General features: G+C 65.1%; 25 protein-coding genes and 1 pseudogene. 23 read left to right on the top strand and 3 right to left on the bottom strand.

Annotated features, from left to right (window positions below):
* The first annotated feature begins 233 nt into the window (after positions 1 to 233).
* From WN72_RS18680 to WN72_RS18580, 21 genes are all read left to right on the top strand, one after another.
* A complete protein-coding gene (locus tag WN72_RS18680; protein WP_027557085.1) occupies positions 234 to 1484 on the top strand; it encodes an ABC transporter substrate-binding protein in 1251 nt (416 codons plus the stop codon).
* Positions 1485 to 1606: 122 nt separating this feature from the next.
* A complete protein-coding gene (locus tag WN72_RS18675) occupies positions 1607 to 2434 on the top strand; it encodes a helix-turn-helix domain-containing protein (RefSeq protein ID WP_092218929.1) in 828 nt (275 codons plus the stop codon).
* A 191-nt stretch (positions 2435 to 2625) separates the two neighbouring features.
* A complete protein-coding gene (locus tag WN72_RS18670) occupies positions 2626 to 3636 on the top strand; it encodes a branched-chain amino acid ABC transporter permease (protein ID WP_027557083.1) in 1011 nt (336 codons plus the stop codon).
* 1 nt (position 3637) lies between these two features.
* Entirely contained in the window at positions 3638 to 4720 is a 1083-nt protein-coding gene (locus WN72_RS18665; RefSeq protein WP_092218927.1) for a branched-chain amino acid ABC transporter permease, read from the top strand.
* Positions 4713 to 5495 carry an ABC transporter ATP-binding protein gene (locus tag WN72_RS18660; RefSeq protein WP_027557081.1) on the top strand — a complete coding sequence of 261 codons (783 nt, stop codon included), beginning with the start codon at positions 4713 to 4715 and terminating at the stop codon, positions 5493 to 5495. Before WN72_RS18665 ends, WN72_RS18660 begins: the two co-directional genes overlap by 8 nt.
* Complete coding sequence (locus tag WN72_RS18655) at positions 5488 to 7698, top strand: ABC transporter permease (RefSeq protein ID WP_092218925.1); 2211 nt, start codon at positions 5488 to 5490, stop codon at positions 7696 to 7698. The genes WN72_RS18660 and WN72_RS18655 overlap by 8 nt, the downstream gene beginning before the upstream one ends.
* A gap of 3 nt (positions 7699 to 7701) precedes the next feature.
* Positions 7702 to 8535, top strand: a complete 834-nt coding sequence (locus WN72_RS18650) for a phosphoenolpyruvate hydrolase family protein (protein ID WP_027557079.1) — start codon at positions 7702 to 7704, stop codon at positions 8533 to 8535.
* Positions 8536 to 8561: 26 nt separating this feature from the next.
* The gene (locus tag WN72_RS18645; protein ID WP_092218923.1) at positions 8562 to 11471 is read left to right on the top strand and encodes a flotillin family protein; all 2910 of its coding nucleotides are present in this window, start codon (positions 8562 to 8564) and stop codon (positions 11469 to 11471) included.
* 10 nt (positions 11472 to 11481) lie between these two features.
* The gene (locus tag WN72_RS18640) at positions 11482 to 11919 is read left to right on the top strand and encodes an SRPBCC family protein (RefSeq protein ID WP_027557077.1); all 438 of its coding nucleotides are present in this window, start codon (positions 11482 to 11484) and stop codon (positions 11917 to 11919) included.
* Positions 11920 to 11921: 2 nt separating this feature from the next.
* A complete protein-coding gene (locus WN72_RS18635) occupies positions 11922 to 12365 on the top strand; it encodes an SRPBCC family protein (protein ID WP_027557076.1) in 444 nt (147 codons plus the stop codon).
* 3 nt (positions 12366 to 12368) lie between these two features.
* Positions 12369 to 13187, top strand: coding sequence for an FAD binding domain-containing protein (locus WN72_RS18630; protein WP_092218921.1), 819 nt, complete (start codon positions 12369 to 12371; stop codon positions 13185 to 13187).
* A gap of 6 nt (positions 13188 to 13193) precedes the next feature.
* Positions 13194 to 13670 carry a (2Fe-2S)-binding protein gene (locus WN72_RS18625; RefSeq protein ID WP_027557074.1) on the top strand — a complete coding sequence of 159 codons (477 nt, stop codon included), beginning with the start codon at positions 13194 to 13196 and terminating at the stop codon, positions 13668 to 13670.
* Positions 13671 to 13682: 12 nt separating this feature from the next.
* On the top strand, positions 13683 to 15275 hold the full coding sequence (locus WN72_RS18620) for a xanthine dehydrogenase family protein molybdopterin-binding subunit (RefSeq protein WP_092218919.1): 1593 nt from the start codon (positions 13683 to 13685) through the stop codon (positions 15273 to 15275).
* Between the two features lies 1 nt (position 15276).
* Complete coding sequence (locus WN72_RS18615) at positions 15277 to 16299, top strand: xanthine dehydrogenase family protein molybdopterin-binding subunit (RefSeq protein ID WP_092218917.1); 1023 nt, start codon at positions 15277 to 15279, stop codon at positions 16297 to 16299.
* A 10-nt stretch (positions 16300 to 16309) separates the two neighbouring features.
* The gene (locus WN72_RS18610) at positions 16310 to 17191 is read left to right on the top strand and encodes an AAA family ATPase (RefSeq protein WP_027557071.1); all 882 of its coding nucleotides are present in this window, start codon (positions 16310 to 16312) and stop codon (positions 17189 to 17191) included.
* Positions 17188 to 18306: a vWA domain-containing protein gene (locus WN72_RS18605; RefSeq protein ID WP_092218916.1), complete on the top strand. Its 1119-nt coding sequence runs from the start codon at positions 17188 to 17190 to the stop codon at positions 18304 to 18306. The genes WN72_RS18610 and WN72_RS18605 overlap by 4 nt, the downstream gene beginning before the upstream one ends.
* Positions 18303 to 19187, top strand: a complete 885-nt coding sequence (locus tag WN72_RS18600) for an amidohydrolase family protein (RefSeq protein WP_092218914.1) — start codon at positions 18303 to 18305, stop codon at positions 19185 to 19187. The genes WN72_RS18605 and WN72_RS18600 overlap by 4 nt, the downstream gene beginning before the upstream one ends.
* A 30-nt stretch (positions 19188 to 19217) precedes the next feature.
* The gene (locus WN72_RS18595; RefSeq protein WP_027557068.1) at positions 19218 to 20066 is read left to right on the top strand and encodes an MBL fold metallo-hydrolase; all 849 of its coding nucleotides are present in this window, start codon (positions 19218 to 19220) and stop codon (positions 20064 to 20066) included.
* 94 nt (positions 20067 to 20160) lie between these two features.
* The gene (locus WN72_RS18590; protein WP_092218912.1) at positions 20161 to 21735 is read left to right on the top strand and encodes an isochorismatase family protein; all 1575 of its coding nucleotides are present in this window, start codon (positions 20161 to 20163) and stop codon (positions 21733 to 21735) included.
* A gap of 3 nt (positions 21736 to 21738) precedes the next feature.
* Positions 21739 to 22365: an FMN-dependent NADH-azoreductase gene (locus tag WN72_RS18585; RefSeq protein WP_092218910.1), complete on the top strand. Its 627-nt coding sequence runs from the start codon at positions 21739 to 21741 to the stop codon at positions 22363 to 22365.
* 26 nt (positions 22366 to 22391) lie between these two features.
* Entirely contained in the window at positions 22392 to 22736 is a 345-nt protein-coding gene (locus WN72_RS18580; RefSeq protein ID WP_092218909.1) for a hypothetical protein, read from the top strand.
* 33 nt (positions 22737 to 22769) lie between these two features.
* Here WN72_RS18580 and WN72_RS18575 read toward each other — a convergent pair whose 3' ends face one another.
* The gene (locus WN72_RS18575) at positions 22770 to 22970 is read right to left on the bottom strand and encodes a hypothetical protein (RefSeq protein ID WP_141262995.1); all 201 of its coding nucleotides are present in this window, start codon (positions 22968 to 22970) and stop codon (positions 22770 to 22772) included.
* A gap of 466 nt (positions 22971 to 23436) precedes the next feature.
* A pseudogene (locus WN72_RS18570) lies at positions 23437 to 23855 on the bottom strand (SIS domain-containing protein); the annotation flags it as partial.
* A gap of 417 nt (positions 23856 to 24272) precedes the next feature.
* On the opposite strand from WN72_RS18570, the gene WN72_RS18565 reads away from it, so the two are divergent.
* The gene (locus WN72_RS18565; RefSeq protein ID WP_092218907.1) at positions 24273 to 24509 is read left to right on the top strand and encodes a DUF6894 family protein; all 237 of its coding nucleotides are present in this window, start codon (positions 24273 to 24275) and stop codon (positions 24507 to 24509) included.
* A 114-nt stretch (positions 24510 to 24623) separates the two neighbouring features.
* On the opposite strand, the gene WN72_RS18560 is transcribed toward WN72_RS18565, so the two are convergent.
* Positions 24624 to 25286, bottom strand: a complete 663-nt coding sequence (locus WN72_RS18560) for a LuxR C-terminal-related transcriptional regulator (RefSeq protein WP_092218905.1) — start codon at positions 25284 to 25286, stop codon at positions 24624 to 24626.
* Between the two features lie 548 nt (positions 25287 to 25834).
* On the opposite strand from WN72_RS18560, the gene WN72_RS18555 reads away from it, so the two are divergent.
* Complete coding sequence (locus WN72_RS18555) at positions 25835 to 26635, top strand: LuxR C-terminal-related transcriptional regulator (RefSeq protein WP_092218903.1); 801 nt, start codon at positions 25835 to 25837, stop codon at positions 26633 to 26635.
* Positions 26636 to 26986 lie beyond the last annotated feature (351 nt).

Below are 26986 nucleotides of genomic sequence, written 5' to 3'. Positions count from 1 at the left end.
CAGGTGGAAGCCAGCCGCGACAGGCCCTTTTCCGGCGCGGGCTTCTGCTGCAGCGCGAAACCATCTGCGCCGCAACATTCAAAAATGAGACTGCCCGTCAAGCCGGACGAGGCCTCCGCGCAGGCACCGCATTCGACTTCGGATAGCTTCCCTCGAAAGCCGCGGGCCGCTGAGAGCCACGGGCGTCGCGCTGGTTTGGCGCGGCACAAATCGACGACACAGGGAGGAGCACAATGTCGAAATGCAGTATCGGACTGCTCGCGCTGAGCAGCCTGTTTCTTTCAGGCGCGGCGATAGCCCAGGAAAAAATCAAGGTGGGCGTGACCGCGACCCTCGAAGGCACCTATACGGTGCTCGGCGAGGACGGCATGCGCGGCCATCAGACGGCGCTCAACGTGCTGGGCAAGAAGATCGGCGACAAGGAGCTCGAATTCATCGTCGCCTCGACCGATGCGACGCCGGACTCCGCAGTGCGCGCAGTCCGCAAGCTGATCGAACAGGACAAGGTGCAGATCCTGCTGTCGCCGCTCTCCGGCGACGAAGGCATCGCGGTGAAGAACTTTGCCAAGACCCACCCCGAGCTGACCTTCATCAATGCCGCATCGGGCGCGCAGGAAACGACCTATGTCGATCCTGCCCCGAACTTCTTCCGCTACAACATGGACGGCGCCCAGTGGCAGGTCGGCCTCGGCAAATACGCCTATGAGGACAAGAAGTATCGCAAGATCGCGACCGTCGGCGAGGACTATTCCTTCATCTATACCCAGGTGTTCGGGCTGGTGCTCGAATTCTGCGGCATGGGCGGACAGGTGACCAACCGGCAATGGGTGCCGCTCGGAACCAAGGACTTCGCCTCGGTGATCGCCGCCCTGCCCGACGATGTCGATGCCATCTATCTCGGCCTCGGCGGCGCGGATGCCGTCAACTTCCTCAACCAGTATCAGCAGGCCGGCGGCAAGGCGCATCTGATGGGCGGTTCCATCATGATCGACCAGACCATCCTGTCGTCAAAGGGCAATGCCAAGAACGCCCTGATCGGCACCATCGCGGCGAGCGGCCAGGCCGACACCTGGGAGGATCCGGGCTGGCAGAAATTCGTGAAGGCCTATCAGGACGCGTTCCCGCCGAACAAGCGCTTCCCGAGCCCCTCGCTGCTGGCCACCAACTACTACGGCTCGACGATGGCCTTGATCCTCGCACTGCGTGAGGTCAACGGCGATCTCAGCGACAATCAGTCGAAATTCAAGGCTGCGCTGGCGAAGATCGAGCTCGACGCGCCGAACGGCAAGATCAAGCTCGACTCCAACCGCCAGGCGATCGGCACCAATTTCGTCACCGAGGTTGTCGATGACGGCAAGGGCGCGCTGTTCAGCAAGGTCGTGAAGGTGATCCCGAACGTGAACCAGACGCTCGGCTATGATCCTGCAGTGTTCTCGAAGATCGGCCTGCCGAGCCGCACCGTACCGGAATGTAAGAAGTACTGACGCATCGCAGGCAAGGACGCAACCGGGGAGCGACTCGCTGACGCGGTCGCTCTCCGCTCTTGCAATCTCGGCGGCGTTGTTGAACGCTGGCTGAAAATAAGAAACATTCGGGAGGGGAAGGCATGAGCCGTGCGCTCGCCGTCTTCCACGGCCGGTTCGGCCGGGCGACGGTTTATCAATTGAACCGCCCTTTCAATATCCACGCCCATCGTGAAGGTCATCTGATCTTCCATGTCGGCGGCATGTCTGCATGCATTGATGTCTCAGACGGACACTATGATCTCACCGAGACCTCCGTGGTCGCCGTCAATCCGTGGGAGCCACACAACTTCCTGCCGACCGATCTCGATGGCGGCGCCATCTTCTTCGTGCTCTATGTCAACGCCGAATGGTTCGCGCCCGATACCCCGGGCACCGACCGCCTACGGTTCGGCCGCACCCATTTCAGGCGCACGCCTGCACTCGACAAGCACATCAGACGGACCGCCGCGCTTGTGTGCGGCGCACCATCCCTCTCCAGTCTCGATTCCGAGCTGAGGCGGCTGATCGACATCTGCTACGACGAAAGCTGGCAGCAGGCCGAGATCGCGCGCGATCCGCGCGCAAGCGGCTCCGTCACCGATTTCCGCGTGCGCAAATGCATCAAGATGATGTCGGAAAGCCCCGGCGCCGAGATCGAGCTCGATACGATCGCCCGCGAGTCCGGCCTGTCGCGGCCGCACTTCTACCGATTGTTCCGTGTCCAGACCGGCGTCACCCCGAACCTCTACCTCAACACACTGATCATGGAACAGGCGCTCGAAGCGCTGGTAGCCAGCGAGACGCCGATCGCCGACATCGGCTTCGATCTCGGCTTCTCCTCGCAGAGCGGTTTCACCCGCTTCTTCGCCGCCAATGTGGGAATGGCCCCGACCGATTATCGCCGCGCAGCCAAGGTTTTGCGGGCCTGACCGCTGCACGAAAAGATACTCACGATCAAACGTCGCCCTCGCCGCCCGGCTAGGATGCGGGCAACGCGATCCAGAGATGATCGCGACCGACGGGAGCGCACGTCCATGGCAAGGCCTGCAGCCGCTGTAGGGCTGTCCGACCTGCATTTTACGAACTTTCGGCGTGTCGCCCGGACAAGCGGACGGCGCACATGAGCCGTTTCATCGAACGCCATCCCGCCTGGGCGCTGATCACGATCATCGCCGTTGCCGTCGTGCTCTGGCTGGTCTTCGCGGTCTGGCCGCCGGGTCTCGAAGAGGTGATCGGCCGCAAGCGCGTCTTCCTCAACGCCGTCTTCAACGGCATCACGCTCGGGGGCCTCTACTTCCTCGTCGCCAGCGGCTTCACGCTGATCTTCGGCCTGATGCGCAACGTCAATCTCGCGCACGGCTCGCTCTATCTGTTCGGCGGCTATGTCGGCTACGCCATCAGCACGGCGACCGGCTCCTGGCTGCTCAGCTTCATCGTCGCCTTCGTCCTGACGGCCCTGGTCGGCGTGCTGCTGCAGGTGATCGTGTTCCGGCGCATGGAGGGTCAGGACCTCAGGCAGACCATGGTGACGATCGGGCTGTCGATCGTGTTTGCCGATCTCATGCTGTGGGCCTGCGGCGGTGATTTCTATCAGATCCAGACCCCGAGCTGGCTGATCGGGCCCATAGACCTGCCGTTGATCACGGCGGTGAAGTCCTCGGGCGAGCCGGTCTATCTCAGATATCCGATGGTCCGGCTCGTGATCTTCGCCGCGTCCGTGGTCATTGGCGTTGCGATGTGGCTCGCGCTCAACCGCACCCGGATCGGCATGATCATCCGCGCCGGCGTCGATGATCGCGACATCCTGGCTGCGACCGGTGTGCGCATCCAGCTCGTCTTCGTCCTGGTGTTCGCATTTGGCGCTGGCCTTGCCGGCATCGCCGGCGTGGTCGGCGGCACGTTCCAGTCGTTGTCGCCGGGCGAGGACATCCGCTTCCTGCTGGCCTCGCTCGTGGTCGTGATCGTCGGCGGCATGGGCTCGATCCCCGGTGCGGCGCTCGGCGCGCTGATCATCGGCCTCGCCGAGCAGCTCGGCTCGGTCTACATCCCGACCTACGCCATCGTCGTGACCTTCCTGATCATGGTGCTGGTGCTGGCGATCCGGCCGCAAGGCCTGTTGGCGAGGCGCTGACATGTCGCTCGCGCACGATGCCCGCGTTGCCGTTCGTTCTGCCGCCGGAGCAGAGCGCCCCGCGCGGACCTGGCCGGAGATCGACAATCCCGCCGCCTGGGTCGTTGCGGCCATTCTTGTCATCATGCCGCTGATTGCCAACGGCTTCTTCCTGATCGAGATCTTCGCGACCACGCTGATCCTCGGCACAATGGCGCTGAGCCTGATGTTCCTCGCCGGTTATGGCGGCATGGTCAGCCTGATGCAGCTCACCATCGCGGGCTTCTCGGCCTACATGGTCGCCGTGTTCGGCGTCAGCGGCAACGCCAATATCAGCCTGGGCTGGCCCTGGTGGCTCGCCGTTCCCATGGCGCTCGCACTGGCGACTGCCTTCGGCACGCTCGGCGGCGCGCTCGCGGTGCGCACTGAAGGCATCTACACCATCATGATCACGCTCGCGATTGGAGCTGCCTTCTACTATTTCACCAACCAGAACTGGGCGATCTTCAACGGCCATACCGGCATCAACACCGTGGCAACGCCGCACTTCTGGGGCGTCAACTGGCGCGCCGACATCCCCTTCTACTATGTGGTGCTCGCGGTTGCCGCGCTCTGCTATTTCGCCGTCGAATATCTCTCGCGCGCACCCTTCGGCCTTGCGCTTCAGGGCGTCCGCGACAATCCGCGGCGCATGGCTGCGCTGGGCTTCAACGTCAACGCCCATCGCGTCGCCGCCTATGCCTTTGCGTCCTTCGTCGCCGCGCTCGCCGGCGTGCTCCAGGTCTGGAACTACCGGCAGATCTCGCCGGGCTCGGTCAGCGTCGGGGCCTGCATCGACGTGCTGATCATCGCCGTGGTCGGAGGCATCACCCGCCCGATCGGCCCCTTCATCGGCGCGCTGATCTTCGTGCTGCTGCGCACCTTCGCACTCGACTTCCTGGTCCGGCTCGGGCTCGACGGCAACCGCTTCCGCCTGCTGATCGGGCTCGGCTTCCTCGCCATCGTGTTCTGGTCTTCCGACGGCGTCGTCGGCCTGTGGCAGCGCTGGCGTCAGAGTCAGCGTCCTCGCGCGGACCGCCCAGGCGGAGGGCGCGGTCATGGATAGCGTCGCTCATCGCCTTTCCGCCGTCGGCGCCGGCGCCGCGCTGGAACTACGCGGCGTGACCCGGCTGTTCGGCGCGCTCGCCGCGCTGACCGACGTCACCATCACGGTAAAGCCGGGTGAGCGGCGTGCCGTGCTCGGTTCAAACGGCGCCGGCAAGACCACGCTGTTCAACTGCATCACCGGCGACTTCCCGCCATCCTCCGGCACCATTCGCTTCTTCGGCGAGGACGTCACCCACTTCCCGCCCTATGAACGCATCCGCCGCGGGCTGCGCCGGACCTACCAGATCTCGGCGCTGTTCCCGGGCCTCACCGTTCAGGACAACGTCTATCTCGCCTGCCGCGGCGTCTCGCGCGGACGTTTCTCGTTCCTGCGCCCGGGGCAGAACGACGCGCTGATGCATGCCGCCGACAACCTCGTCCAGGCCGTGCATCTGTCGGCCGTGAAGGACCAGCGCGTGGCCGAGCTCGCGCACGGCCAGCAGCGCCAGCTCGAAATCGCGCTCGCGCTGGCCGGCGCCCCGCGCTTCGTCCTGTTCGACGAGCCGGCCGCGGGCCTGTCGCCGACCGAGCGGGCCGAGCTGATCGAGATCCTGACCTCTCTGCCGGCCCACATCGGCTACATCATCATCGAGCACGACATGGACGTCGCGCTGCGCGTCGTCGAGAGCGTCACGATGATGCACAACGGACGCGTCTTCAAGGAAGGCTTGCCGCAGGAGATCCAGTCCGATCCCGAGGTGCAGGAGCTCTATCTCGGAGGCGGCCATGAATGAGGCTCGCCGAACTTCCGCCGCGCTCGAGGTCCGTGGCCTCGACGTCTATTACGGCCACTCGCACGCGCTGCAGGGCGTCGACCTCACGCTGGAGAGCGGCGTGTTCTCCGTCGTCGGCCGCAACGGCATGGGCAAGACCACGCTGTGCAAGGCGATCATGGGGCTGGTCGGCGTGAGTGGCGGATCGATCCGCGTCCGCGGCGAGGATGTCACGCGGCGGCCACCGGCCCAGATCGCCCGGCTCGGCGTCGGTTATGTGCCGCAAGGTCGCCGTCTCTGGCGCTCGCTCAGCGTCGACGAGCATTTGCGGCTCGCCGGCGGGCTGCGCTCCGGCGCCTGGACCGTCGAGCGCATCTACGACACCTTCCCGCGGCTCGCTGAACGCAAGGATCACGGCGGCGGCCAGCTTTCCGGCGGAGAGCAGCAAATGCTGGCGATCTCGCGCGCGCTGCTCACCAATCCGCATCTCCTGATCATGGACGAGCCGACCGAGGGCCTTGCGCCCGTCATCGTCGCCCAGGTCGAGGAGATGCTGCTGCGGCTGGGCGAGGACGGTGACATGTCCGTGCTCGTGATCGAGCAGAACATCGGTGTTGCCACCGCGATCTCGCGCAACGTCGCGATCATGGTCAACGGCCGCGTCCACCGGATCATTGACTCCGCGCGGCTCGCTGCCGACCGCGAGCTGCAGCAGCGCCTGCTCGGCGTCGGGCTTCATGCGGAGCTGGAACCAGATGTCGATATATCTACGGCCGCTGCCGGCCCGAAACCGGCGCCGGCGCCACGCCCAGGCGGGCCGATCCGCATCTACATCTCCAACCCCGCGCCACCGACGCGATGGTCGCAGCCGGTGCCGATCGCGCGCATCGAGGCAGCGGCCCGCACACGGTCGACAGAGGTCACGCGGCTGGAGGAGACGACGCGGCGCAGGCGCGAGCCGATAGCGGCGCAGACCGCAGGACCGCCTGTCGTGCTGGTCGTCGGCACGCTCGATACCAAGGGCCAGGAGCTGCGCTTCATCCGCGACATCATCGCAGCAACCGGCCTTCGCACGCGGCTGGTCGACGTCTCGACCAGCGGCAAGCATTCCAGCTGCGATGTCTCTGCGCAGGAGATCGCGCTGAACCACGGCCGCGGCGGTGCGGCCGTGTTCGGCCCTGACCGCGGCGCCGCTGTGACCGCGATGGCCGATGCGTTCGCCAGCTGGCTGCGGCGCCAGGGCAATGTCGCCGGCGTGATCTCGGCCGGCGGCTCGGGCGCGGCGTCGCTGGTTGCGCCGGGCATGCGTGCCCTGCCCGTCGGCGTGCCAAAACTGATCATTTCGTCCGTCGCCTCAGGCGATGTCGGGCCCTATGTCGGCCCCGCCGACATCGCCATGATGTACTCGGTCACCGACGTGCAGGGGCTGAATGCGATCTCGCGCGCCGTGCTGGGCAATGGCGCCAATGCGCTCGCCGGCATGGTCAAGGCAAGGCTCGATGCGCGTGCCGCCACAGGGCGAGAGGCCGGCGGCCTGCCCTCGGTCGGCATCACCATGTTTGGCGTCACCACACCGGCGGTGCAGAAGATCGCGGCCGAGCTGCGCGACGACTTCGAATGTCTCGTCTTCCACGCCACCGGCGTTGGCGGCCGCTCCATGGAAAAGCTCGTCGAGTCTGGTCAGCTTGCCGGCGTCATCGACCTCACCACGACCGAGATCTGCGACCTGCTGATGGGCGGCGTGTTTCCGGCGACCGAAGACCGCTTTGGCGCGGTCATCCGCAGCCGGCTGCCCTATGTCGGCTCGGTCGGCGCGCTCGACATGGTCAATTTCGGCGCGCCCGACACCATTCCCGAACGCTACCGCGGCCGCAAGTTCCACGTCCACAATCCGCAGGTGACGTTGATGCGGACCACGGCTGAGGAGAACGAGCGCATGGGCCGCTGGATCGCCGAGCGGCTGAACCAGATGGACGGCCCTGTCCGCTTCTTCCTGCCCGAGGGCGGCGTCTCTGCGCTCGATGCGCGAGGCCAGCCGTTCTGGGATCCGGACGCCGACGCGGCGCTGTTCCGCGCGCTGGAGCGCGACGTGCGCCAGACCAGCAACCGCCAGCTCATTCGCACGCCTAAGAACATCAACGATCCCGACTTCGCCGCCGCCATCGTCAGTGCGTTCCGAACTCTGTTCGGCCGCACCGGCGCGCGGCGGAGATTAGCGAGGTGACCGATGGCCAGGTTTGAACGCGCAGCCCTCCTGAAGAAATTCCGCGACATGGCGAGGCGAGGCGAGCCGATCGTCGGCGGCGGTGCCGGCACCGGCCTGTCGGCCAAATGCGAGGAAGCCGGCGGCGTCGATCTCATCGTGATCTACAATTCCGGGCGCTACCGCATGGCCGGCCGCGGCTCGCTCGCCGGCCTGATGGCGTACGGCGATGCCAACGCCATCGTGCTCGAAATGGCCAGTGAAGTGCTCCCGGTGGTCGACCAGACCCCGGTGCTTGCGGGCGTCAACGGCACCGATCCGTTCCGCGACATGGATGTCTTCCTCGACCAGCTCAAGGCACTCGGGTTTGCGGGCGTCCAGAACTTCCCGACGGTCGGCCTGATCGACGGCACCTTCCGCGCCAATCTCGAAGAGACCGGCATGTCCTATGCGCTCGAGATCGACATGATCGCGAAGGCGCACGACAAGGACATGCTGACCACCCCCTACGTGTTCAGCGAGAAGGAAGCCGCCGCGATGGCGATCGCCGGCGCCGACATCATTGTCTGCCACATGGGCCTGACGACGGGCGGCACGATCGGCGCGCAGACGGCCCTGAAGCTCAAGGACTGCCCCGCGCGGATCGACACCTGGGCCACAGCAGCGCTCAGTGTCAATCCGGACATCCTGGTGCTGGCCCATGGCGGTCCGATCGCCGATCCCGCCGATGCCGATTTCATCATGAAGAACACCCGCCATTGCCACGGCTTCTACGGCGCTTCCTCGATGGAGCGGCTGCCGGTGGAGCGGGCGCTGACGGAACAGGTACGTCAATTCAAGGCGATCGGCGCGCGGTAACGCCGGAAGGTTCGAGGGAGAGAAAGATGTCAGGGATACTCGTCGGTGAATTGATCCTCTGGCTGATCGTCGCGATCATCGTGATCGTGGTCGGCGTCTACATCGTGAACTGGCTCTACCACCGCTCCTCCAAGGAGACCTCGTTCGTCCGGACCGGCTTCCTCGGCGAGCGTGTGGTGATCAATGGCGGCGCCTTCGTGCTGCCGTTCATCCACGACTACACGCCGGTCAACATGAACGTGCTGCCGATGGGCATCGTGCGTTCGAAGCAGGATGCCGTGATCACCCGCGACCGCATGCGCGTCGACATCGAGGCGGATTTTTATGTCCGGGTGCAGCCGACTCGCGAAGCCGTCTCGATTGCTGCCGCAACGCTCGGCCGCCGCACCATGGAACCGGGGCAGCTACATGCCCTGCTCGCCGGCAAGTTCATCTCGGCGATCCGTTCGGTCGCCTCCGAAATGACGATGGAGGAGATGCATGAGCGGCGCGGCGACTATGTCGCGCGGGTCAAGACCAACGCGGCCGAGGCGCTCGCGCAGAACGGGCTCGAGCTGGAGTCGGTCGCGATCACCGATCTCGACCAGACCGACCTCGAATTCTTCAACCCCTCGAACCGCTTCGATGCCGAAGGTCTGACGCGCCTGATGGAGGATATCGAGGCGAGGCGCAAGCTGCGCAACGACATCGAGCAGGACTCGATGATCAAGATCCGCTCCCGCAACCTGGAAGCCGAGCGGCAGGCGCTGGAAATCGAGCGCGAGAGCGAGACCGCGCGGCTGGAGCAGGAGCGCGACATCGAGATGCGCCGCGCGCTGCAGCGCACCGAAGTGGCCCGCGAGCGTGCGCTGCGCGAGACCGAGGCCGAGCAAGCGCAGATCTCGGCACGCGAGGCCATCGAGCGCGCCCGCATCGCCAACGACCAGGCGATTGCGGAGGCGCGCATCGCCTCGGAGCGCGAGACCCGCCAGAGGGAGATCGAGCGAACCCGGACGATCGAGGAGAAGGAGCTGCTGGCTCGGGAGGAGATCGAGAAGACTCGGATCGCGAACCAGCGCTCGATCGACACCACCCGCATCGCCTCCGAGCGTGAGGTCCGCCAGCGCGAGATCGAGCGCATGCGCACGGTCGAGGAAGCCGAGATCGCCGCCCGCGAAGCCATCGAGAAGGCCCGGATCCAGCAGGATCGCGTCGTCACCGACGCCCGCATCGCCAATGAAGAAGAGACACGCCGCCGCGAGATCGAGCGCACCCGCGCCGTCGACGAGGCCGAGATCGCCGCGCGCGAGGCCACCGAAAAGGCCCGCATTGCCCAGACCATGACGGTCAATGTCGAGCGCATCTCCTCGGACGAGCGCACCCGCGCGCTGGAGATCCAGCAGGTGCGCACCATCCAGGAAGCCGAGATCGAGGCGCAGCGCGCGGTCGAAGCCGCCCGCATCGCCCGCGAGCGGACGCTCGCCGCAGAGCGCATCGCCGCCGAACAGAACACCCGGCAGCTGGAGATCGAGCGCAACCAGACGCTGGACGTCGCCGGCATCGCGGCCCGCGAAGCGACGGAAGCCTCCCGTATTGCGCAGGAGGAGCGCGTGCGGTCGCTCGAGATTGCCCGCAACCGCGCCGTCGAGGAAGCCGACATCGCCTCGCGCGAGGCGATCGAGGCGGCCCGCATCGCCCAAGAGAAGGCGGTCGCGGCCGAGCGCATCCAGGCCGACCGGGAGACCAGGGCGCTCGAGATCGAGCGGACCGGCACATTGGAGGCAGCCGAGCTGAAGCGGCGCGACGCCATCGAGCGCCAGCGCATCACGGTCGATCTGGCGCTCGAGGCCGAGCGCATCAATTCCTCCAAGAAACGCGAAGTGCTCAACATCGAGCAGAAGAAGGCCGTCGAGATCGCGGACGAGGACCGCGTCATCGCTCTCTCCAGCAAACGCTCCGAGCGCATCGATGCCGACCGCCAGGTCAAGCAGGCCGAGATCGTCGCGCGCAAGGAGGTCGAGACCACCGACGTCTCGCGCGAGCAGGCGCTCGAGGCCGCCCGTATCGAGCGGCGGCGTGCGATCGAGCAGCTCGAGGTCGCCCGCGTCCAGTCGCTACAGGAGGCCGAAATCGCCGCGCGCGAGGAGGTCGAGCGTGCCCGCATCGCCTCCGACCGCGGGCTGGACGAGGCCCGCATCGGGCGCGAGCGCGAGCTGCGCAAGCTCGAGGTCAACCGCGAGAAGGATGTCGAGACCGTGCTGATGGAGAAAGCGATCGCCATCCATCAAAAGTCGCTGGAGGAGTCGGCGGCGCGCGCAGCCGCCGAGGAAGCGCGGATGCGAGCCACCGAAGCGGCCGAGCGCGTCGTCACCGCGCGCGAGAGCGAGATCGCCAAGCGTCGCAAGACCGTCGAAGTGCTGCTGGCCGAGAAGCAGGCCGAGGAGACCCGGATCGCGGCCGAAGCCGAGCGTGTGCGCGCCGCTGTCGAGGCCGAGGCCCAGCGGATGCTCAACGAGGCCGAGAACGTGCTGACCGACCAGGCGCGCTACTCGCTGTTCCGCCGCAAGCTGCTCGACCGCATCGAGGGCATCGTGCGCGAGAGCGTCAAGCCGATGGAGAAGATCGAGGGCATCCGCATCCTCCAGGTCGACGGCCTCAACGGCAACGGACATGGCGGCGGCAATGGCGGCCGCAGCGCCACCGACGAGGTGATCGACTCCGCCCTGCGCTACCGCGTCCAGGCGCCGCTGATCGATTCCATCCTGTCCGACATCGGCGTCGAGGGCGGCAGCCTGGCAAAGATGCCCGGACTGATCCGCGAGGCCCGCGACATGCAGGGCATCAAGGATTCCGCGCGCAAGGGTGGCGGTGGCGGCGACAAGCCGGCGGCCTCCCCGCCGGCGGCCGAGGGCAGCGGCGAGCCGCCGGCCGAGCGCGGTCCGCGGAAGAAGAGCTGAGGTCTAGGTCATGGCCCGCGTCTACGTCTCCACCGTCGTCAATGCCCGCAACGACCGAGTCTGGGCACGGGTGCGCGATTTCAATGGCATGCCGAACTGGCACCCGGCCATCGCCGAGAGCCGCATCGAGGGCGGCGAGCCCTCCGACAAGATCGGCTGCGTCAGGGACTTTCGCCTCCGCAACGGCGACCGCATCCGCGAGAAGCTGCTCGGCCTCTCCGACTACGACATGTTCTGCACCTATTCGATCCTGGAATCGCCGATGGGCGTCGAGAACTACGTGGCAACCCTGCGGCTCACGCCCGTTACCGACGGCGACCAGACTTTCATGGAATGGACCGCGGAATTCGACTGCGCGCCGGAACGGGAGAACGAGCTCGTGAGCAATATCGGCGGCGGCGTGTTCCAGGGCGGCTTCGACGCCCTGAAGCGTGTGTTCGGAGGCTAGCCGTGCCGCATGTTGTCAAGAGCACGATCCTGAACGCGCCGACCGACGCGGTGTGGGAGGTGCTGCGCGATTTCAACGGCCATGACCGCTGGCATCCGGCAGTTGCGACCTCCTCGATCGAACGCGCGCAGTCCGCCGACAAGATCGGCTGCGTCAGGCGGTTCAAGCTCAAGGACGGCTCCGAGCTGCGCGAGCAATTGCTGGCGCTGTCCGACCTCGAACAGACCTTCAGCTATTGCCTGCTGGATACGCCGATCCCGATGTTCAACTACGTCGCCCACGTCCGCCTGCTGCCGGTGACCGACGGTGACCGCACCTTCTGGCACTGGGAGTCGCGGTTCACGACCAGGTCCGAGGACCGGGACCGTATCACCCACATGGTTGCCGAGGACATTTATCAGGTCGGGTTCGAGGCAATCCGCCGGCACATGAAGGAGGCCGCTTAAGCCATGGCCGTGACGGTAAAGACCTTTGCGAATGCGAGCGAAGCGGCCGGCGCGCTGTCCTCGGACCGCAGCGCGCGCTATCTCGGCGGCGGCACGCTGGTGATGCGGGCGCTGAACGAGGGCGACGTCTCGATCTCGACGATCGTTCGCGCCAGCGACCAGGCGCTGAGCCGGATCGATGCTTCCGGCCCGCGCGTGACGCTGGGGGCCGGCGTCACCTTCGCGCGCGTGCTCGCCGAACGCGATCTCGCCTTCCTGCACGCCCCTGCCCGCTCGATCGGCGGTCCGGCCGTGCGCAACATGGGGACCATTGGCGGCAATCTGTTCGCGCCGAGCCCTTACGGCGATTTCACCGTGGCGTTGCTCGCGCTCGACGCCACCATCGCTGTCGCAGGCGGCTTCGGCACACGCGACATCCCGATCGAGGAGTTTTTGCAGGCGCGCGACCGGCAGGCCGGCACGCTGGTGCTCTCGGTGTCCTGCACCCGGCCGGCCAGCACGGAGGCCTTCCGCTATCGCAAGATCGCGCGCATCAAGCCGAAGGGCGGCTCGGTGATCACGCTCGCCGCGCACCTGCCGATCTCTGGCGGCCGGATTGCGGGCGCGCGGATCGCGCTGGGCTCGATGGCGCCGACGCAGATCCGCGCTCGCGCCGCCGAACGCGCACTGGAGGGCCGCTCGCTGGATGCCGCGACCATCGCGACCGCGGCATCCGCCGCGAGCGAAGGAACATCACCATCGGACAACGCGCTCGGCAGCGCCTGGTACCGCCGCGAGATCGTCGGCGTGCATCTGCGGCGTCTGCTGTCCGGACAGGAATAGATCGCCATGTCGAAGATCCCCCTGCAATTTCGCCACAACGGCCGCGACGTCGCAATCTTCGTCGACGGTGGCACCAATCTCCTCGTTGCACTTCGCGAGCTGATCGGCGACATGACGCCGAAATTCGGCTGCGGCCAGGGCGGCTGCGGCACTTGCAGCGTGCTGGTCGAAGGCGAGCTGCACCTCTCCTGCCTGACTCTCGCCGAGACGGTCGCCGGCCGCTCGGTCGAGACGCTCGACGGCATGAAGCAGGGCCCGAACCTGCATCCGCTGCAGCGCGCTTTCGCCGACCATTTCGCCGCCCAGTGCGGCTATTGCACGCCGGGCATGCTGATGGCCGCCAAGGCCCTGCTCGACCGCAACCCGTCGCCGAGCCGCGACGAGGTCGTCGAGGCGATCTCCGGCAACATCTGCCGCTGCACCGGCTATGAGCCGATCATCAATGCCATCCTCGCCGCCGCGAGCGGCCGGGTCAGCGCGTAAGGGAACGCGACCATGCTGGAACTGCGCAAGGACATTTTTGCCGACGAGCGCGACGATAATTTGAAGGAGATCGGCAAGGGCACCCAGCGCCAGGACATGCTCGGCCATGTCACGGGCACGTCCAGCTATTTCAACGACCACAAGCTGCAAGGCATGCTGCACCTGAAGGTCGTGCGCTCGGCGCACGCACATGCAAGGCTTCGCCGCATCGACACCGCGGATGCGGAGCGCTCGGCGGGCGTGCGCCGGATCATTCGCGGGGCCGATGTGCCGCGCAACCTCAATACGCTGCTGAGCCTGATCAACTTCGGCAAGGACGACGAGCCGTCGCTTGCGGTCGACAAGGTCCGCTACAAGGGCGAACCGATCGTCGCCATCGTCGCCGATAGCGAGCGCGAGGCCTTCGAGGCGGTCGCCAAGGTCAGGATCGACTACGAGCCGCTACCGGCCGTGTTCGACGTCGAGGATGCGCTGAAACCCGGTGCGCCCGTGGTCAACGAGACCTATCCCAAGAACACCTTTACTTATCACGACGTCTACGACCACCAGAAGCTGCGCTTTGGCGATGCGGATGCGGCGCTCGCGACCGCCGATCACGTGCTAGAGCAGCGCTACCAGATGTCGCCGATCGAGCATGCGCCGACCGAAACCAATGGCGCGATCGCAGCTCCCGACACCAACGGCCGTTACGTCGTCTACACCTCGACCCAGGCGCTGTTCTTCTCGGTCGACACCTGCGCCAAGATCCTGGACGTGCCGTCCAACACCTTCCACTTCATCGGAGGCACCGTCGGCGGCGGGTTCGGCGGCAAGGTGGACACCTTGACCGAGCCGCTCGCGATCCTCGGCGCCATGCTGACGGGACGTCCCGTCCGCTACGTGTTCGGGCGCGAGGAGGAGATGCAGTACGGCCCGCCCCGCGGCGCCGAGCGCATCTACATCAAGGACGGCGTGATGCGCGATGGCCGTATCGTCGCACGCAAGATCCGTGCCTATTTCGACAGCGGCGCCTATACGCGGCTGTCGAGCTACGCGGCGGTGAAGTGCGCTGCGCATCTACCGGGTCCCTATACCATTCCGAACGTCTACGGCGACGTCTATTGCGTCTTCACCAACCGGACGCCGGCGACCGCCATGCGCGGCTTCGGCGTCACCGCGATGGATTTCGCCATCGAGTGCCAGATGGACAAGCTGGCCAACCTCGTCGGCATGGACCCGATGGAGTTCCGCATCCTCAACGCCTATCGCGACGGCGACATGAAGGCCCACCGGCGCGAGGCCAAGAACACCGCGCTGATCGAATGCGTGCAGGTCGCCGCCGAAAAGGCCAAGTGGCCGCTCCGCGAGGAATTCAAGCGCGCCTCCTCGCGCAAGGATGGTGGCGGCAGCCGCGCTGTGATCCCGCCGACGCCGGCGGACGCGCGCAGCCGGCCGACGGCTCCGGCGCAGCAACGCACGAGCTATGACCGACTTCCGCCTACCGTCACCCGCGAACCGCCGCGCGAGCCCCCACCGCCGGCTCCGCCGCCACCCCCGCCACGGCCAGCGGCTCCCTCGCACGGCGCAACCCGTTTCTCCTCCGTCTTCGGCACCAGGAGGCGCTGAGATGACCAGGCACCGCGGACGCGGCATGGCGTCGATCAACTATCCCATCGGCATGAATCTCGGCGGCGATCCGAGCCAGGCGCTGGTGCATTCCAACCCAAGCGGCAAGTTCACGGTGGCGCTGTCGTCGATCGATCTTGGGCAGGGCATGAAATCTGTGACGCGGCAAATCTGCGCGGAGACGCTGGGTGTGCCGGTCGAGGACGTCTACGTCGACACTGCCGATTCCGACACCGGCCCGCACTGCATGGGCTCGTTCGCTTCGCGCGGCACTCATCGCGTCGGCAATGCGGTGATGGCCGCCGCCCGCGAGGCGCGCGGCGTGATGATGGAAGCGGCGGCCGAGGAGCTCGAGGTCAACGCCGCCGATCTCGAGACCGACGGCCGCGGCAACATCCACGTCAAGGGCGCGCCGCACCGCTCGATCTCGACCAAGGATGTCGCGATCGCGGCGCAGTTCAAGCAGGGCAAGACCATCTCCGGCCGCGGCATCTTCCTCGTGCCGCTGTCGGACGTCGACCCCGAGACCGGCGAGATGTCGCCTGCGACCTGCTACGCCCACGCCTGCCTCGTCGCCGAGGTCGAGGTCGACGACGAGACCGGCGAGGTTGCGATGGTCCGCATGGACTCCGCCTATGAGCTCGGCCGCGCGCTCAATCCGCGCCTCGTCGAGCAGCAGCTGGTCGGCGGTGCCTGGATGGGCGTCAGTCACGCGCTCTACGAGACCCCCGAGCCCTACTATCCCGAGCCCGTTCACGGGCCCCGCGACTTCGTCGAATATCTGATGCCCGGGCCCGGCGACATCTGTCCGCACGACATTGCCGTGCTGGAGCGTCCAGCGCCCGATGGTCCTTTCGGTGCAAAGGGCCCCGGCGAGATGTGCGCCAACCCGGTGCTGCCCGCCGTTGCCAATGCGATCTTCAACGCCGTCGGCGTCCGCATCGACGATCTCCCGATCACGCCGGAAAAGGTGCTTAGGGCGATCAGGTCACAGGGCGGCGCGCGGCCGCAGGCACGTCGCTGAAGGAGACATCGTGGCCGTTCGCAGCAACATCGTCGGCATCGACAGCCCGGAGGCGCTGGAGAAGGCTCTGCGGGCGGCCTATTACCTCGCCGACGAAGGGCTCGCGACCGCCGCCTATCTCGGCCTTGCCCTCGGCAAGCCGCTGCTGCTGGAAGGCGCACCAGGCGTCGGCAAGACGGAAGCGGCGAAGGCCATCGCGGCCGTGCTCGGCCGGCAATTGATCCGCCTGCAATGCTATGAAGGCATCGACGCGTCGGCCGCACTCTATGAATGGAACTATCCGCGCCAGATGCTCGCGATCCGCCAGGCCGGCGATGATAGCATCGACATCTACGGCGAGACCTTCCTGATCGAACGGCCGATGCTGGCGGCGCTGCGCGCGCCAGATTCCACCGTGCTGCTGATTGACGAGATCGACCGCGCCGACCAGGAGTTCGAGGCGTTCCTGCTCGAATTCCTCTCCGACTTCCAGATCTCCATTCCCGAGCGCGGCACGGTCCGCGCGGCCGAGCGACCCGTAGTCGTGCTGACCTCGAACCGCACGCGCGATCTGCACGAAGCCCTGCGACGCCGCTGCGTTTATCACTGGATCGACTATCCCACGGCCGAGCGGGAGGCGCGGATCATCATGATGCGCGCGTCCAGCGTCGCCGAAGCCACGGCCCGCGCCGTCGTCGCGGCCGTCGAGAAATTGCGACGCGAGCCGTTGAGCAAGGCGCCCGGCATCGCCGAGGCCGTCGATTGGGCGGAGGCCGCGACGCTGCTCAACAAGGGGGGCGCGCGCTGGCCCGACGCCTTCAAGCGCTCGATCGGCGTGGCGCTGAAGGACGAGGAGGACCTGCACTTCGTCGCGCCGCGGCTCGATGCCATGCTGGCGGAGGCGACCGCATGAGCACCGAGCTGCAGCTCCCGCGCGCTGCCAGGATCTTCATTTCCTTCGTCGCGCTGCTGCGCGCCAACGGCTTTGCCGTTGCGCCGGAACAGACCACAGCGTTCCTGGCAGCGATCGAACTGCTGGGTCCGCGCGACCTCAGGGATATCAGGCAGTCTGCGCTTGCCACCCTCGCCCCGCCCCCAGAGCGCCGCGCCACCTTCGACCGGCTGTTCGACCTGCATTTCCGCGGCGGCGAGGCCATCGAGCACGCCGACGACGGCGAGGACGACGAGACCGTCCGGCTCCAGGAAGAGGGTCGCGGCGACGAGGAGCCCCTGCTCTCCGATGAGGCCAACGAGTCCGGCCTCACCGCGACGCGCACCGAGGCGTTGGTCGAGCGCCGCTTCGCCCAGCTCTCCACCTCCGATCCGCTCCGCCGCCTGGCGCGCGAGGCCCCGCGGCGTTTGCCGCGGCGGCGCGGCCACCGCCGCATGCGGGCCCGCCGCGGCCCCTTTGCCGATCTACGCCGCACCTTGCGCGACAGCGTCCGCAGCGACGGCGAAATCCTGCGTCTCGGCCACCTCAAGCGGCGCCAGCGTCCCCGCAAGATCCTGCTGCTGATCGACGTCTCCGGCTCGATGAAGAGCCGCACCGAGGAGAACATGAAGCTCGCCCACGTGCTGGTGCAGGCCGCGCCGAATGCCGAGGTCTTCACCTTCGGCACCCGCCTGACCCGTGTCACCCGCGCGCTGCGGCTGAAGCGACGCGAACAGGCCTTGAGCGCGGCCGCACATCTCGTCAGCGATTGGGACGGCGGCACCCGCATCGGCGATGCGCTGCAAGCGTTCCTGGCGGTCCCTCGGTTCGGCGGCTATGCCCGCGGCGCCGCCGTGGTCATCGTGTCCGATGGGCTCGAACGCGGCGAGCTTGACGCTCTTCGCGACGCCGTCGCGAAATTGTCGTGGCGGGCCTGGCGCCTGAGCTGGCTGACGCCGCTCGCAACTGGACCAGGCTTTCGCCCACAGACCGAAGCGCTCGTCGCGATCGAACGCTTTGTCGACGATCTCGTGGACGGCGGATCGAGCGCCTCGATCGTCGCCCATGTACTGGCACTGGGAAGGAGAGCTGCGTGAACGATATAGTCGACGGCCATCACCACATCTGGCGGCAGGCTGACCTGCCCTGGCTGACCGGCCCCATGCAGCCGCGCATCTTCGGACCGTACGAGCCGATCCGCCGCGATTATCCGATCGAGGAATATCTCGACGATCTCAAGGGCACCGGCGTCACACGCTCGGTCTATGTGCAGACCAATTGGGCGCCCGAGCATTTCGAGGACGAGGCCGCCTGGGTGCAGCGGACCGCCGAAGAGCACGGCTGGCCGCATGCCATCGTCGCCTACGCCAATTTCGCGGCCGACGACGTGCGCCCGCAGCTCGACCGGCTCAAGCGCTACCCGCTGCTGCGCGGCGTGCGCATGCAGCTGCACTGGCACGAAAACCCGCTGTACCGCTTCGCGGCTCGTCAGGACCTGTGCGCAGACCCCGTGATCCGTCGCAACGTCGCGCATCTCGCCGATTACGGCTGGAGCTTCGACCTGCAGGTCTTCACGCCGCAGATGCCGGATGCCGCACTGCTCGCCGAGTCCTGCCCCAAGGTGACGTTCGTCCTCCAGCATGCCGGCATGCCGGAGGATCTCTCGCCGGCGGGACGCGCGGCCTGGCGCGCCGGGATGGCCCGCCTCGCCACCTGCCCGAACGTGGTCTCGAAGCTGTCCGGGCTCGGCACCTTCATCCATCGCAACGACCCCGCGCACATCGCGGCCGTGCTCGCCGATACGGTCGCGATCTTCGGCGCCGAGCGCTGCCTGTTCGGCTCCAATTTCCCGATCGAGAAATTGTGGACCAGCTATCGCGAGCTCGTCGGTGCCTTTCGCAGCGCCGCCGCGCCTTTCAGCGCCGAGCAGCAGGACGCGATCTTCCGGACGACGGCTGCGCGCGTCTACCGGCTTTGACAGACGAGACACGAGACAGGAGGGCAAGGAATGGCGCTGGAGATCAAGATCCTGGACTATGGCGATATCGAGCTGGAATCGAGCTTCCTGGTGCTCGGCCGCGACTGCGGCCGCACCCGCCGCGTCCTCACCCTCGGCTTCCTGATCCTCGGCGGCCCCTATCCGGTCGTGGTCGACACCGGCTATCGCTCCAACCAGATCATGGAGACTCTGGGGATGCGCGGGCTTCAGTACCATGAGCACATGATCGAGAACCAGCTCGCGCGACACGGCGTGCGCATGGGCGATGTGCGCTTCGTCTGCCACACCCATCTGCACATCGATCATGCCGGCAAGGACGATCTGTTCCCGATGAACACGACCGTCGTCGTCAATCGCAAGGAGCTCGAATATTCCGTCTCCGGCCTGATGCATCCGCAATATCCAGCGCCCGACATCAAGCACCTGATCGACCGCCTGCACACCAAGAGCGCGCTGCGCTTCCTCGACCTGGAGATCACCGGTCCGATCGAGCTGATGCCCGGCGTCTATTGCGATGCGGCCAACGCCCATACCGAGGGATCGATGAACATCATCGTCCACACCGCCGACGGCATTGCGACCATCTGCGGCGACGTGATCTACGACTTCAACGACCAGATCGTCACGCCCTTCCACGAGATCCACGACTGGGAACCACGCACCACCGGCAACCATGGCACCAGCAAGCGCGCGGAGAAGGCGGCGATCAAGAAGCTGCTGAGCAGTTCGCGCTATCTCCTTCCCGTGCACGACCGGCCCGCCAAGATCGAAGGCGGCAACGTGGTCGGACGACTGCACGACCAGGTTCCTGGCCCTATTGTTCAGTCCCTTCCCCAGCGCAACTGGTTCCCTGCGTGAGGTTCTTTTTGCGCATGATCCTTTCGGAAAGCCGCTTCACACTTTGCGCTAACGCGGCCCTTCGGGTCCGGATCATGCGTCCGAGGATCGACCGATGACGCATGTCACCCTGCGAAGCGAGTTCGAGAACCTGATCGACCCCTATGCGCCGGTCGCACAGATCGGCACCGGCTTTGATTTCACGGAAGGGCCGATCTGGCATCCGGTCGATCATTATCTGCTGTTCTCGGACATGCCCGGCGACGTGCGCCGGCGCTGGGATGCGCGGCGCGGCGTCGTCGAGGTCAAGCGCCCTTCGAACAAATGCAACGGCATGACCTATGACGCCGAGCTCAACCTGATCGTCTGCGAGCACGCGACCTCGTCGCTCGTCCGCGAACGCCCGGACGGACGGCGTGAGGTGCTGGCTTCGCATTTCGGCGGCCAGGAGCTCAACAGCCCGAACGACGTCTGCGTGCATTCTTCTGGTGCAATCTATTTCTCGGATCCCTGGTATGGGCGGATGCCGGTGTATGGCGTCGAGCGGCCGCGCCAGCTCGGCTTCCAGGGCGTCTACCGCGTCCTGCCAGGCGGCGAGCCGAAGCTGTTGGTCGAGCGGAACCTGTTCGACCAGCCGAACGGACTGTGCTTCTCGCCCGACGAGAAGCTGCTCTATGTCAACGATACCGTGCAGGCGCTGATCCGCGTGTTCGACGTCAATGCCGACGGAACGCTCTCGAACGCACGCGTGTTCGCGAGCGGCATCAAGTCCGAGCTCGAACCGGGCCTGCCCGACGGCATGAAATGCGACCAGCACGGCAATGTCTGGGTCACCGCCCCCGGCGGCGTCTGGGTCTATTCCCCGCGCGCCGAGCTGCTCGGCAAGGTCCGCGTGCCGGAGCTGGTCGCCAACCTCGCCTGGGGCGGGCCGGATTTCCGCACGCTCTACCTCACCTCGACCCGTTCGGTATATGCGATCCCGACCAGGGTCGGCCCGCGTCACGAGCCCTATATGAGCGGCCGGCGCGCCGGCGGCGGAGCGAGCCCGAGTTCAGCTCCGGCCTCGCCTATTCTCGCCGAGGGCGAGATGCGGCTCGATCCGCAGCGCTGCGCCATGATCATCCAGGATCTCCAGAACGACGTCATCATGGACGGCGGCGCCTTCGCTGAATCAGGCGCGCCGGGGCACGCGAAGCAACAGCATGTCGTGGAGAACGTGCGGCGCCTCGCGGAGGCCGCGCGCGCCCGCGGCGTCGCCATCATCCATGTCTGGTTCGTGGTCGAGCCCGGCGCACCCGGCGTCACGCTGAATGCACCGCTGTTCGAGGGTCTCGTCGATAGCAAGGCGATGGTGCGGGGAAGCTGGGGCGCGGCTCCGGTCTCCGGCCTCGAGCCGCGGCCCGGCGACTTCGTCGTCGAGAAGATGCGGATGAGCGCCTGGGAAGGCACGCGGCTGGAGACCATCCTGAAGGCCACCGGCCGCGACATGATCATCAATACCGGCGCATGGACCAACATGTCGGTCGAGCACACCGCGCGCACCGGTGCCGACAAGGGCTACTTCATGATCGTGCCCGAGGATTGCTGCTCGACCATGAACGCCGACTGGCACAACGCCTCGATCAATTTTGCCATGCAGAACGTCGCGGTCGTAACCAGGGCCGATACCGTCATCAGAGCGCTGGGATGAGCTGTGGCAAAGCTCCTGCATCTGTCCTGCTCGCCCCGCCCCGAGTCCGTCTCGACGGCCGGCGCGCGCGTCTTTCTTGACGGCTTCCGCCAGGCTCGGCCGGATTGGGACATTGATGTCGTTGACATCTGGCGTGACCGGATGCCGGAGTTCATGGGCCCCATCGTCGATGCTAAATACGCGCGCATGAAAGCTCAGGCCTTTAACGAGGCGCAGCGCGAGAGCTTCGCCGAGGCCGAGCGCATGGCGCTGCGCTTCTCGCTCGCCGATCGGGTGTTGATCTCGACCCCGATGTGGAACTTCGGCATCCCCTATAAGCTCAAGCAGTGGTTCGACATCATCGTGCAGCCCGGGCTCACCTTTCGGTTCGATCCGTCGCAGGGCTATTTCCCGCTGCTGCCGGACCGGCCGACGCTGGTCATCCTCGCCAGCGGCAGCGACTTCGCCACCGGCATGAACCGCGGCCGCATCGACATGGCAACGCCCTACCTGCGGGAAATCCTGCGCTTTGTTGGAATCAGCGATGTCCGCTTCCTGGCGATCGGTCCAACCACCGGACCGCAGCAGCCGATCGATGCTGCCCGTGAAAGGGCCCATCGACGCCTCGCGGCAATGGCCGCGACCTTCTAGAGCGGGATGGTGTAAAGGAGAGAGCGATGCCGAGCTCCAACTACCGCTTGTTCGAACAAGCCATACGCAAGCGCAAGCCGGTCTTCTGCGTATATGACGGCTATCCCCGCGAACTCTGTCCCATCATCCTCGGCCATTCGCAACAGCAGGAGAAGGCGCTCACCTATCAGTTTGGCGGCCAAAGCAAATCGGGTCTCCCGCCGCAAGGCGAGTGGCGTTGTCTATGGCTTGCAAAGGTAAGCGCTCCCCAGCTGCACGATGGGCCCTGGCGAACCGGCTCCAGCCATACCCAGCCACAAGGCTGCGTCGAGATCGTCGAGCTCGATGTGAACCCGCAGAGCCCATATCGGCCGAAGCATCCGCTTTCCTAGCCGTCGCACCATCAGTAAGCGGGCCAACCGACTCTAGGAAGGGCGAAAGCCCGGCGGCATCGCTCGCCAGACTCTGTCGTTGCGACAATAGGCTCGAGCGCCCTCAGGAATGTCTTCGCCGGCGCTTCCGTCGTATGGCTCATAGAGGAGCGCCGGGAACAGCTCGCCGTTGACAATTTTGACCATATCGCCACGTCGAATGTCGGCGCCGGCCGTTCTGGTCGAAACAGACATGGTTCCTCGCGAAAGCGGACGCAAATGCCGAATGAGCCCATCGACGGGACAGGCTTGATCTGAGGCTATCTCCAAGCCGATCTGTGTTCCAATACACGTAAGGGCTACTCCCCTGACGGATCACCAACGCTTCCGCGCGATGCTGTATCGATCCGAATGGATGCGCACACGAGAACTCTCTCTACGCCCCGGCAGATTGTTCTGCTGCGCCAGCGGGGACCGCTGCCGGTCCTAGCTGTTTTTTTGAGCAGCAGCGACCCCGCCAACGCTGTTACAAGATGGCGAGGCCGCCTGCTCTGCGGACCTCGGCGCTGAGCTTCAGTCCGAAGGCCGGAGGATTTTACGCAGGACCGCCGATGATGGGGATTGCTCTAAAGAGGCACCCAGTCTGGAGCGCACGTCTGTCACACCAGCATCATCGGACATCGTCCTGAAGTGTACGAACAGAGGCTGCGCGCCTGACGGACTATTCGACCGTCACGGACTTTGCGAGATTGCGCGGTTGGTCTACGTCGGTCCCCAGAGCTGCGGCGCTGTGATAGGCCAGGAGCTGTAGCGCCACAGCAAAAGCCAGCGGCGCTACGACGTCGGGCATCTCGGGCAAGCTCAACGTCGCGCAAGCACCGGATGCGCCGAGTGAAGCGCCTCTCTGATCGGTCAACAGGATGATGCGACCTCCACAGGGGATGACCTCCTGCATGTTCGATATGGTCTTCCCGAACGTCGCGTCGCTCGGCGCTATGACGATGACAGGCAGGTCCTGATCTATCAGCGCGATTGGCCCATGTTTGAGCTCGCCCGCCGCATATCCCTCGGCGTGTATGTAGGTTATCTCTTTGAGCTTGAGGGCCCTTCCAGGGCCAGCGGATAAACAAGGCGCTCGCCTTACAAAGCTTGCTCGCGGACTTTCGGCTCCAGTTCGAGCGCACCATCATCACAGCCCGATATGTCGCCCGAGCAAAAGAGCATCAGACCGAACGATCTGCGTGATGGCTCGTGACGGGACGACATGAGTCGCCCAAAAGATCGCGGCCCCGGCGGGGGGCTAGGATTCGCAGGGAGCCGGGGCCGCAACGCTGCGCCGAAGTGGGCTCCGTCGACGCACCACAATCGTAACGATAACCAAGCGATCAATCACCTTGGATTCGTGATCAATCAGATCAACGTCGAGGTACCCATCAATGATGATGTATCCTCCTGCAACGGCGGCCTGCTATCTGTTCATTGTGGGTCCGATGACCCAGTTGTGATGCGCGGGGCTCGCTGCAGTCATCGGACTCTTCGCGTTGTCCGGAGACACCAATGCCGCGATATTTCTTCCATATCCACGATGGGAATTCAGTTCTCGACGACGTCGGGCTGGACCTCCCTGACATTGTCGCAGCGCGCACCGCAGCGATCGAACTGAGCGGCGAGATCCTCAAGCATGACTTGACGGAACGGCACTTGCCTCACGTCTTCTGGCGGGTGGAGGTCAGCGACAGCCCCGCACTTGGCGGCCGCTCGCTATTCGTTCTTCAGTTCTCTGTGGCAGAATGAGCGCCCCCTCTCGCTGGCCGGACGCGAGAGACAATTCTTCAGCCGCGCTTCCAGCATATCGCGCTGCAATCATCGCGGGATGATCTCGCAGTCCTAGGCCCAGCGGGCTTGACCCTATTTGCGCTGCCTGTCCTGCATTGAATTTGCGCCCTCATCCTGCGAGATGGCGAGCGCAGCAAGCGCCGTGCGATTGCCGACCTCGAGCTTTTGGAAGATCTTGTGGAGGTGCACCTTGATGGTGCCATCAGCAATGTTGAGCAGGCGGCCAATCTCCTTGTTGGAGAGACCGCGAGAGACAAGGCGGATGATTTGCCGCTCTCGCTCAGTGAGCACAGCGAGTGCATTTTCCGGATTTGCGCTCTGCTCCTGAGGTGCGACCTGATCTATAGGCGCTCCCGGGACGACAGTCGCACCATGAATAACCTCACGTAAGCACTGCACCAGCGCCTGGCCCGCCATCTCCTTTAGAAGAACACTGTGCCCCGCGGGGAGCCCCGCTGAGATGAGATCGCAATCTTCGCTGGCTGCGAAGAACACCAGGCGGGTCGATCGATTCTGCGAGCGGTCGAGCGAATCGTTCAGCAGCGCGATCAACTCCGGCATTGCCGCATCGATGATCGCAATGTCGGGAGCAAGGTCTAGAACCGCCGCGATGCAATTCCCGGCGTCACCGCAGGATGCAATGACCTCGAAATCAGGTTCTGACCCGAGTAGATTTGCGAGACCGTACAAGACTACCGGATGTCGATCCGCAATCACCACAGTCGCACGACGCATCGGGCGCTCCCTAACCAGCCGCCCCCCATTTCTGTGATTGAAGCTACGGGCCCCCGCCCTGGCCGCTCCAATATTGCTTGAACACCAAAAACCTCATCAATATTCCGAAGTGTCAGTCACAAGAGCAAAACGCGTAAACCATAAGGTAGATGATCGCACGAGTCTGAAGCTCCAGTATACAGCAAGTTTGCCGCGCCGAGGCCCGTAGGACTCCGGTGGTCAATACTCAAGAGGGCACAAGTGTTCTATCCATTTGCGAACCTGGAATGACAGCGTGCTGCAGTGCATCGTAAACGCGCATTTGAGATTGCTGGCGCGTTCTCGCGCATCTCCAGCAGCTGCAACGCCGCGTCATTCGACCGCGTCGCCGCCGGTCAACCTATAACCAAAGGTATATAGGCAAAACCGAAGATTCAAATCTAACCTTCAGCAAATGCTATCGAAACAAAATCGGGAGGCCTACACGCGCTCGAGCTTTTCCTACTCAACTGTCTTTTCCCAAGCCTTATTCGTTCAAGTTGTATCGTTGCGTTGACGCGGAGGGTGATATGAGGAGGCGACAATCCTGCAAAGTGGTTTTGATTGGACGACATATTCTACTGCGAGAGGGTATTTCCCGAATCCTGCATGCGGCAGATTTTCACATCGTAATGTCGGCCTTGGGTCCCGACGAATTGCCGAGCACACTCCAAGCAGACCAGCTTCTGTTTGTAATTGTCCATGACACCGACGAGTTCCATCTCACCCTGAAGCACATCGGGTTTGTAAGGGAGCACTATCCAGACGCCCGCGTCGCGATCGTTTCGGACCACTATCGGCCGGAACAATTGATTTCGGCCTACAGGGCGGGCGCCAGCGGCTACTTCGCCGACGTCAATTCATGCGCCACCTTCACAAAGTCGATCGAGCTTGTGACAATGGGCGAAACGGTATTTCCGCCCGCATTTCTGTCGTTCGTGCTCGATCTCGAGCCTAACCGCAAGGCCCAGCCGCCGGCGAGCGAAGAGCGATCAAGCGTCCTCGCTCCGGCTAAGGAACGGATCGCCCCCCATCTGTCACCGCGCGAGCAGGCGATTCTCTCCTTTTTGGTTGAAGGCAATTCCAACAAATCCATTGCACGAAAGATCGATATTGCCGAAGCGACGGTGAAAGTTCACGTCAAGGCGATCCTGCGCAAGATACGAGTCCAGAATAGAACGCAGGCCGCAATTTGGGGAATGAACAACGGACCACTGGTCCGGCCGTCCAATGGGCACGCGCTGACGCTGTCAATCGATCGGGCGGCGGCTCCGAACCAGGCCCCGAATGGGCGCGGTCATCAGGAGGCCGAGATCTCGGACATCCACTAGACCACGCAGGCCGTTCTAGCGCGTCGATCGTTTGAGACGCGCGCCAGATGACTGCGCAACCAAAATGACTTCGAGATTGCGCGAAGATCACCAACGCTCCGCGAGGCCTCCTGCGTTTAGATGATGTGCGCTAGGACCTAGAGGATCGATACATCATCGACATCCGTGGCCCCTGCAAGATCGTCATGATCGGAAGGGGCCCCGAACGTCGGCCGTCTGTCAACTCGAAGCGCCCGAGTCCGCAGGTTGTCGTGAGGCATGATACGATGTCTCCATCGACAGACCAGTCTGCCGTCGCAGACGGGTACTCCCTCACGAAATCGGAGTGTCCGCTTCCCGCTCCTCGTGGTC

This window comes from Bradyrhizobium arachidis (genome assembly GCF_015291705.1).
In the GTDB taxonomy this organism is placed as follows: domain Bacteria; phylum Pseudomonadota; class Alphaproteobacteria; order Rhizobiales; family Xanthobacteraceae; genus Bradyrhizobium; species Bradyrhizobium arachidis.
This window is presented reverse-complemented; position numbering and strand designations above follow the sequence as displayed.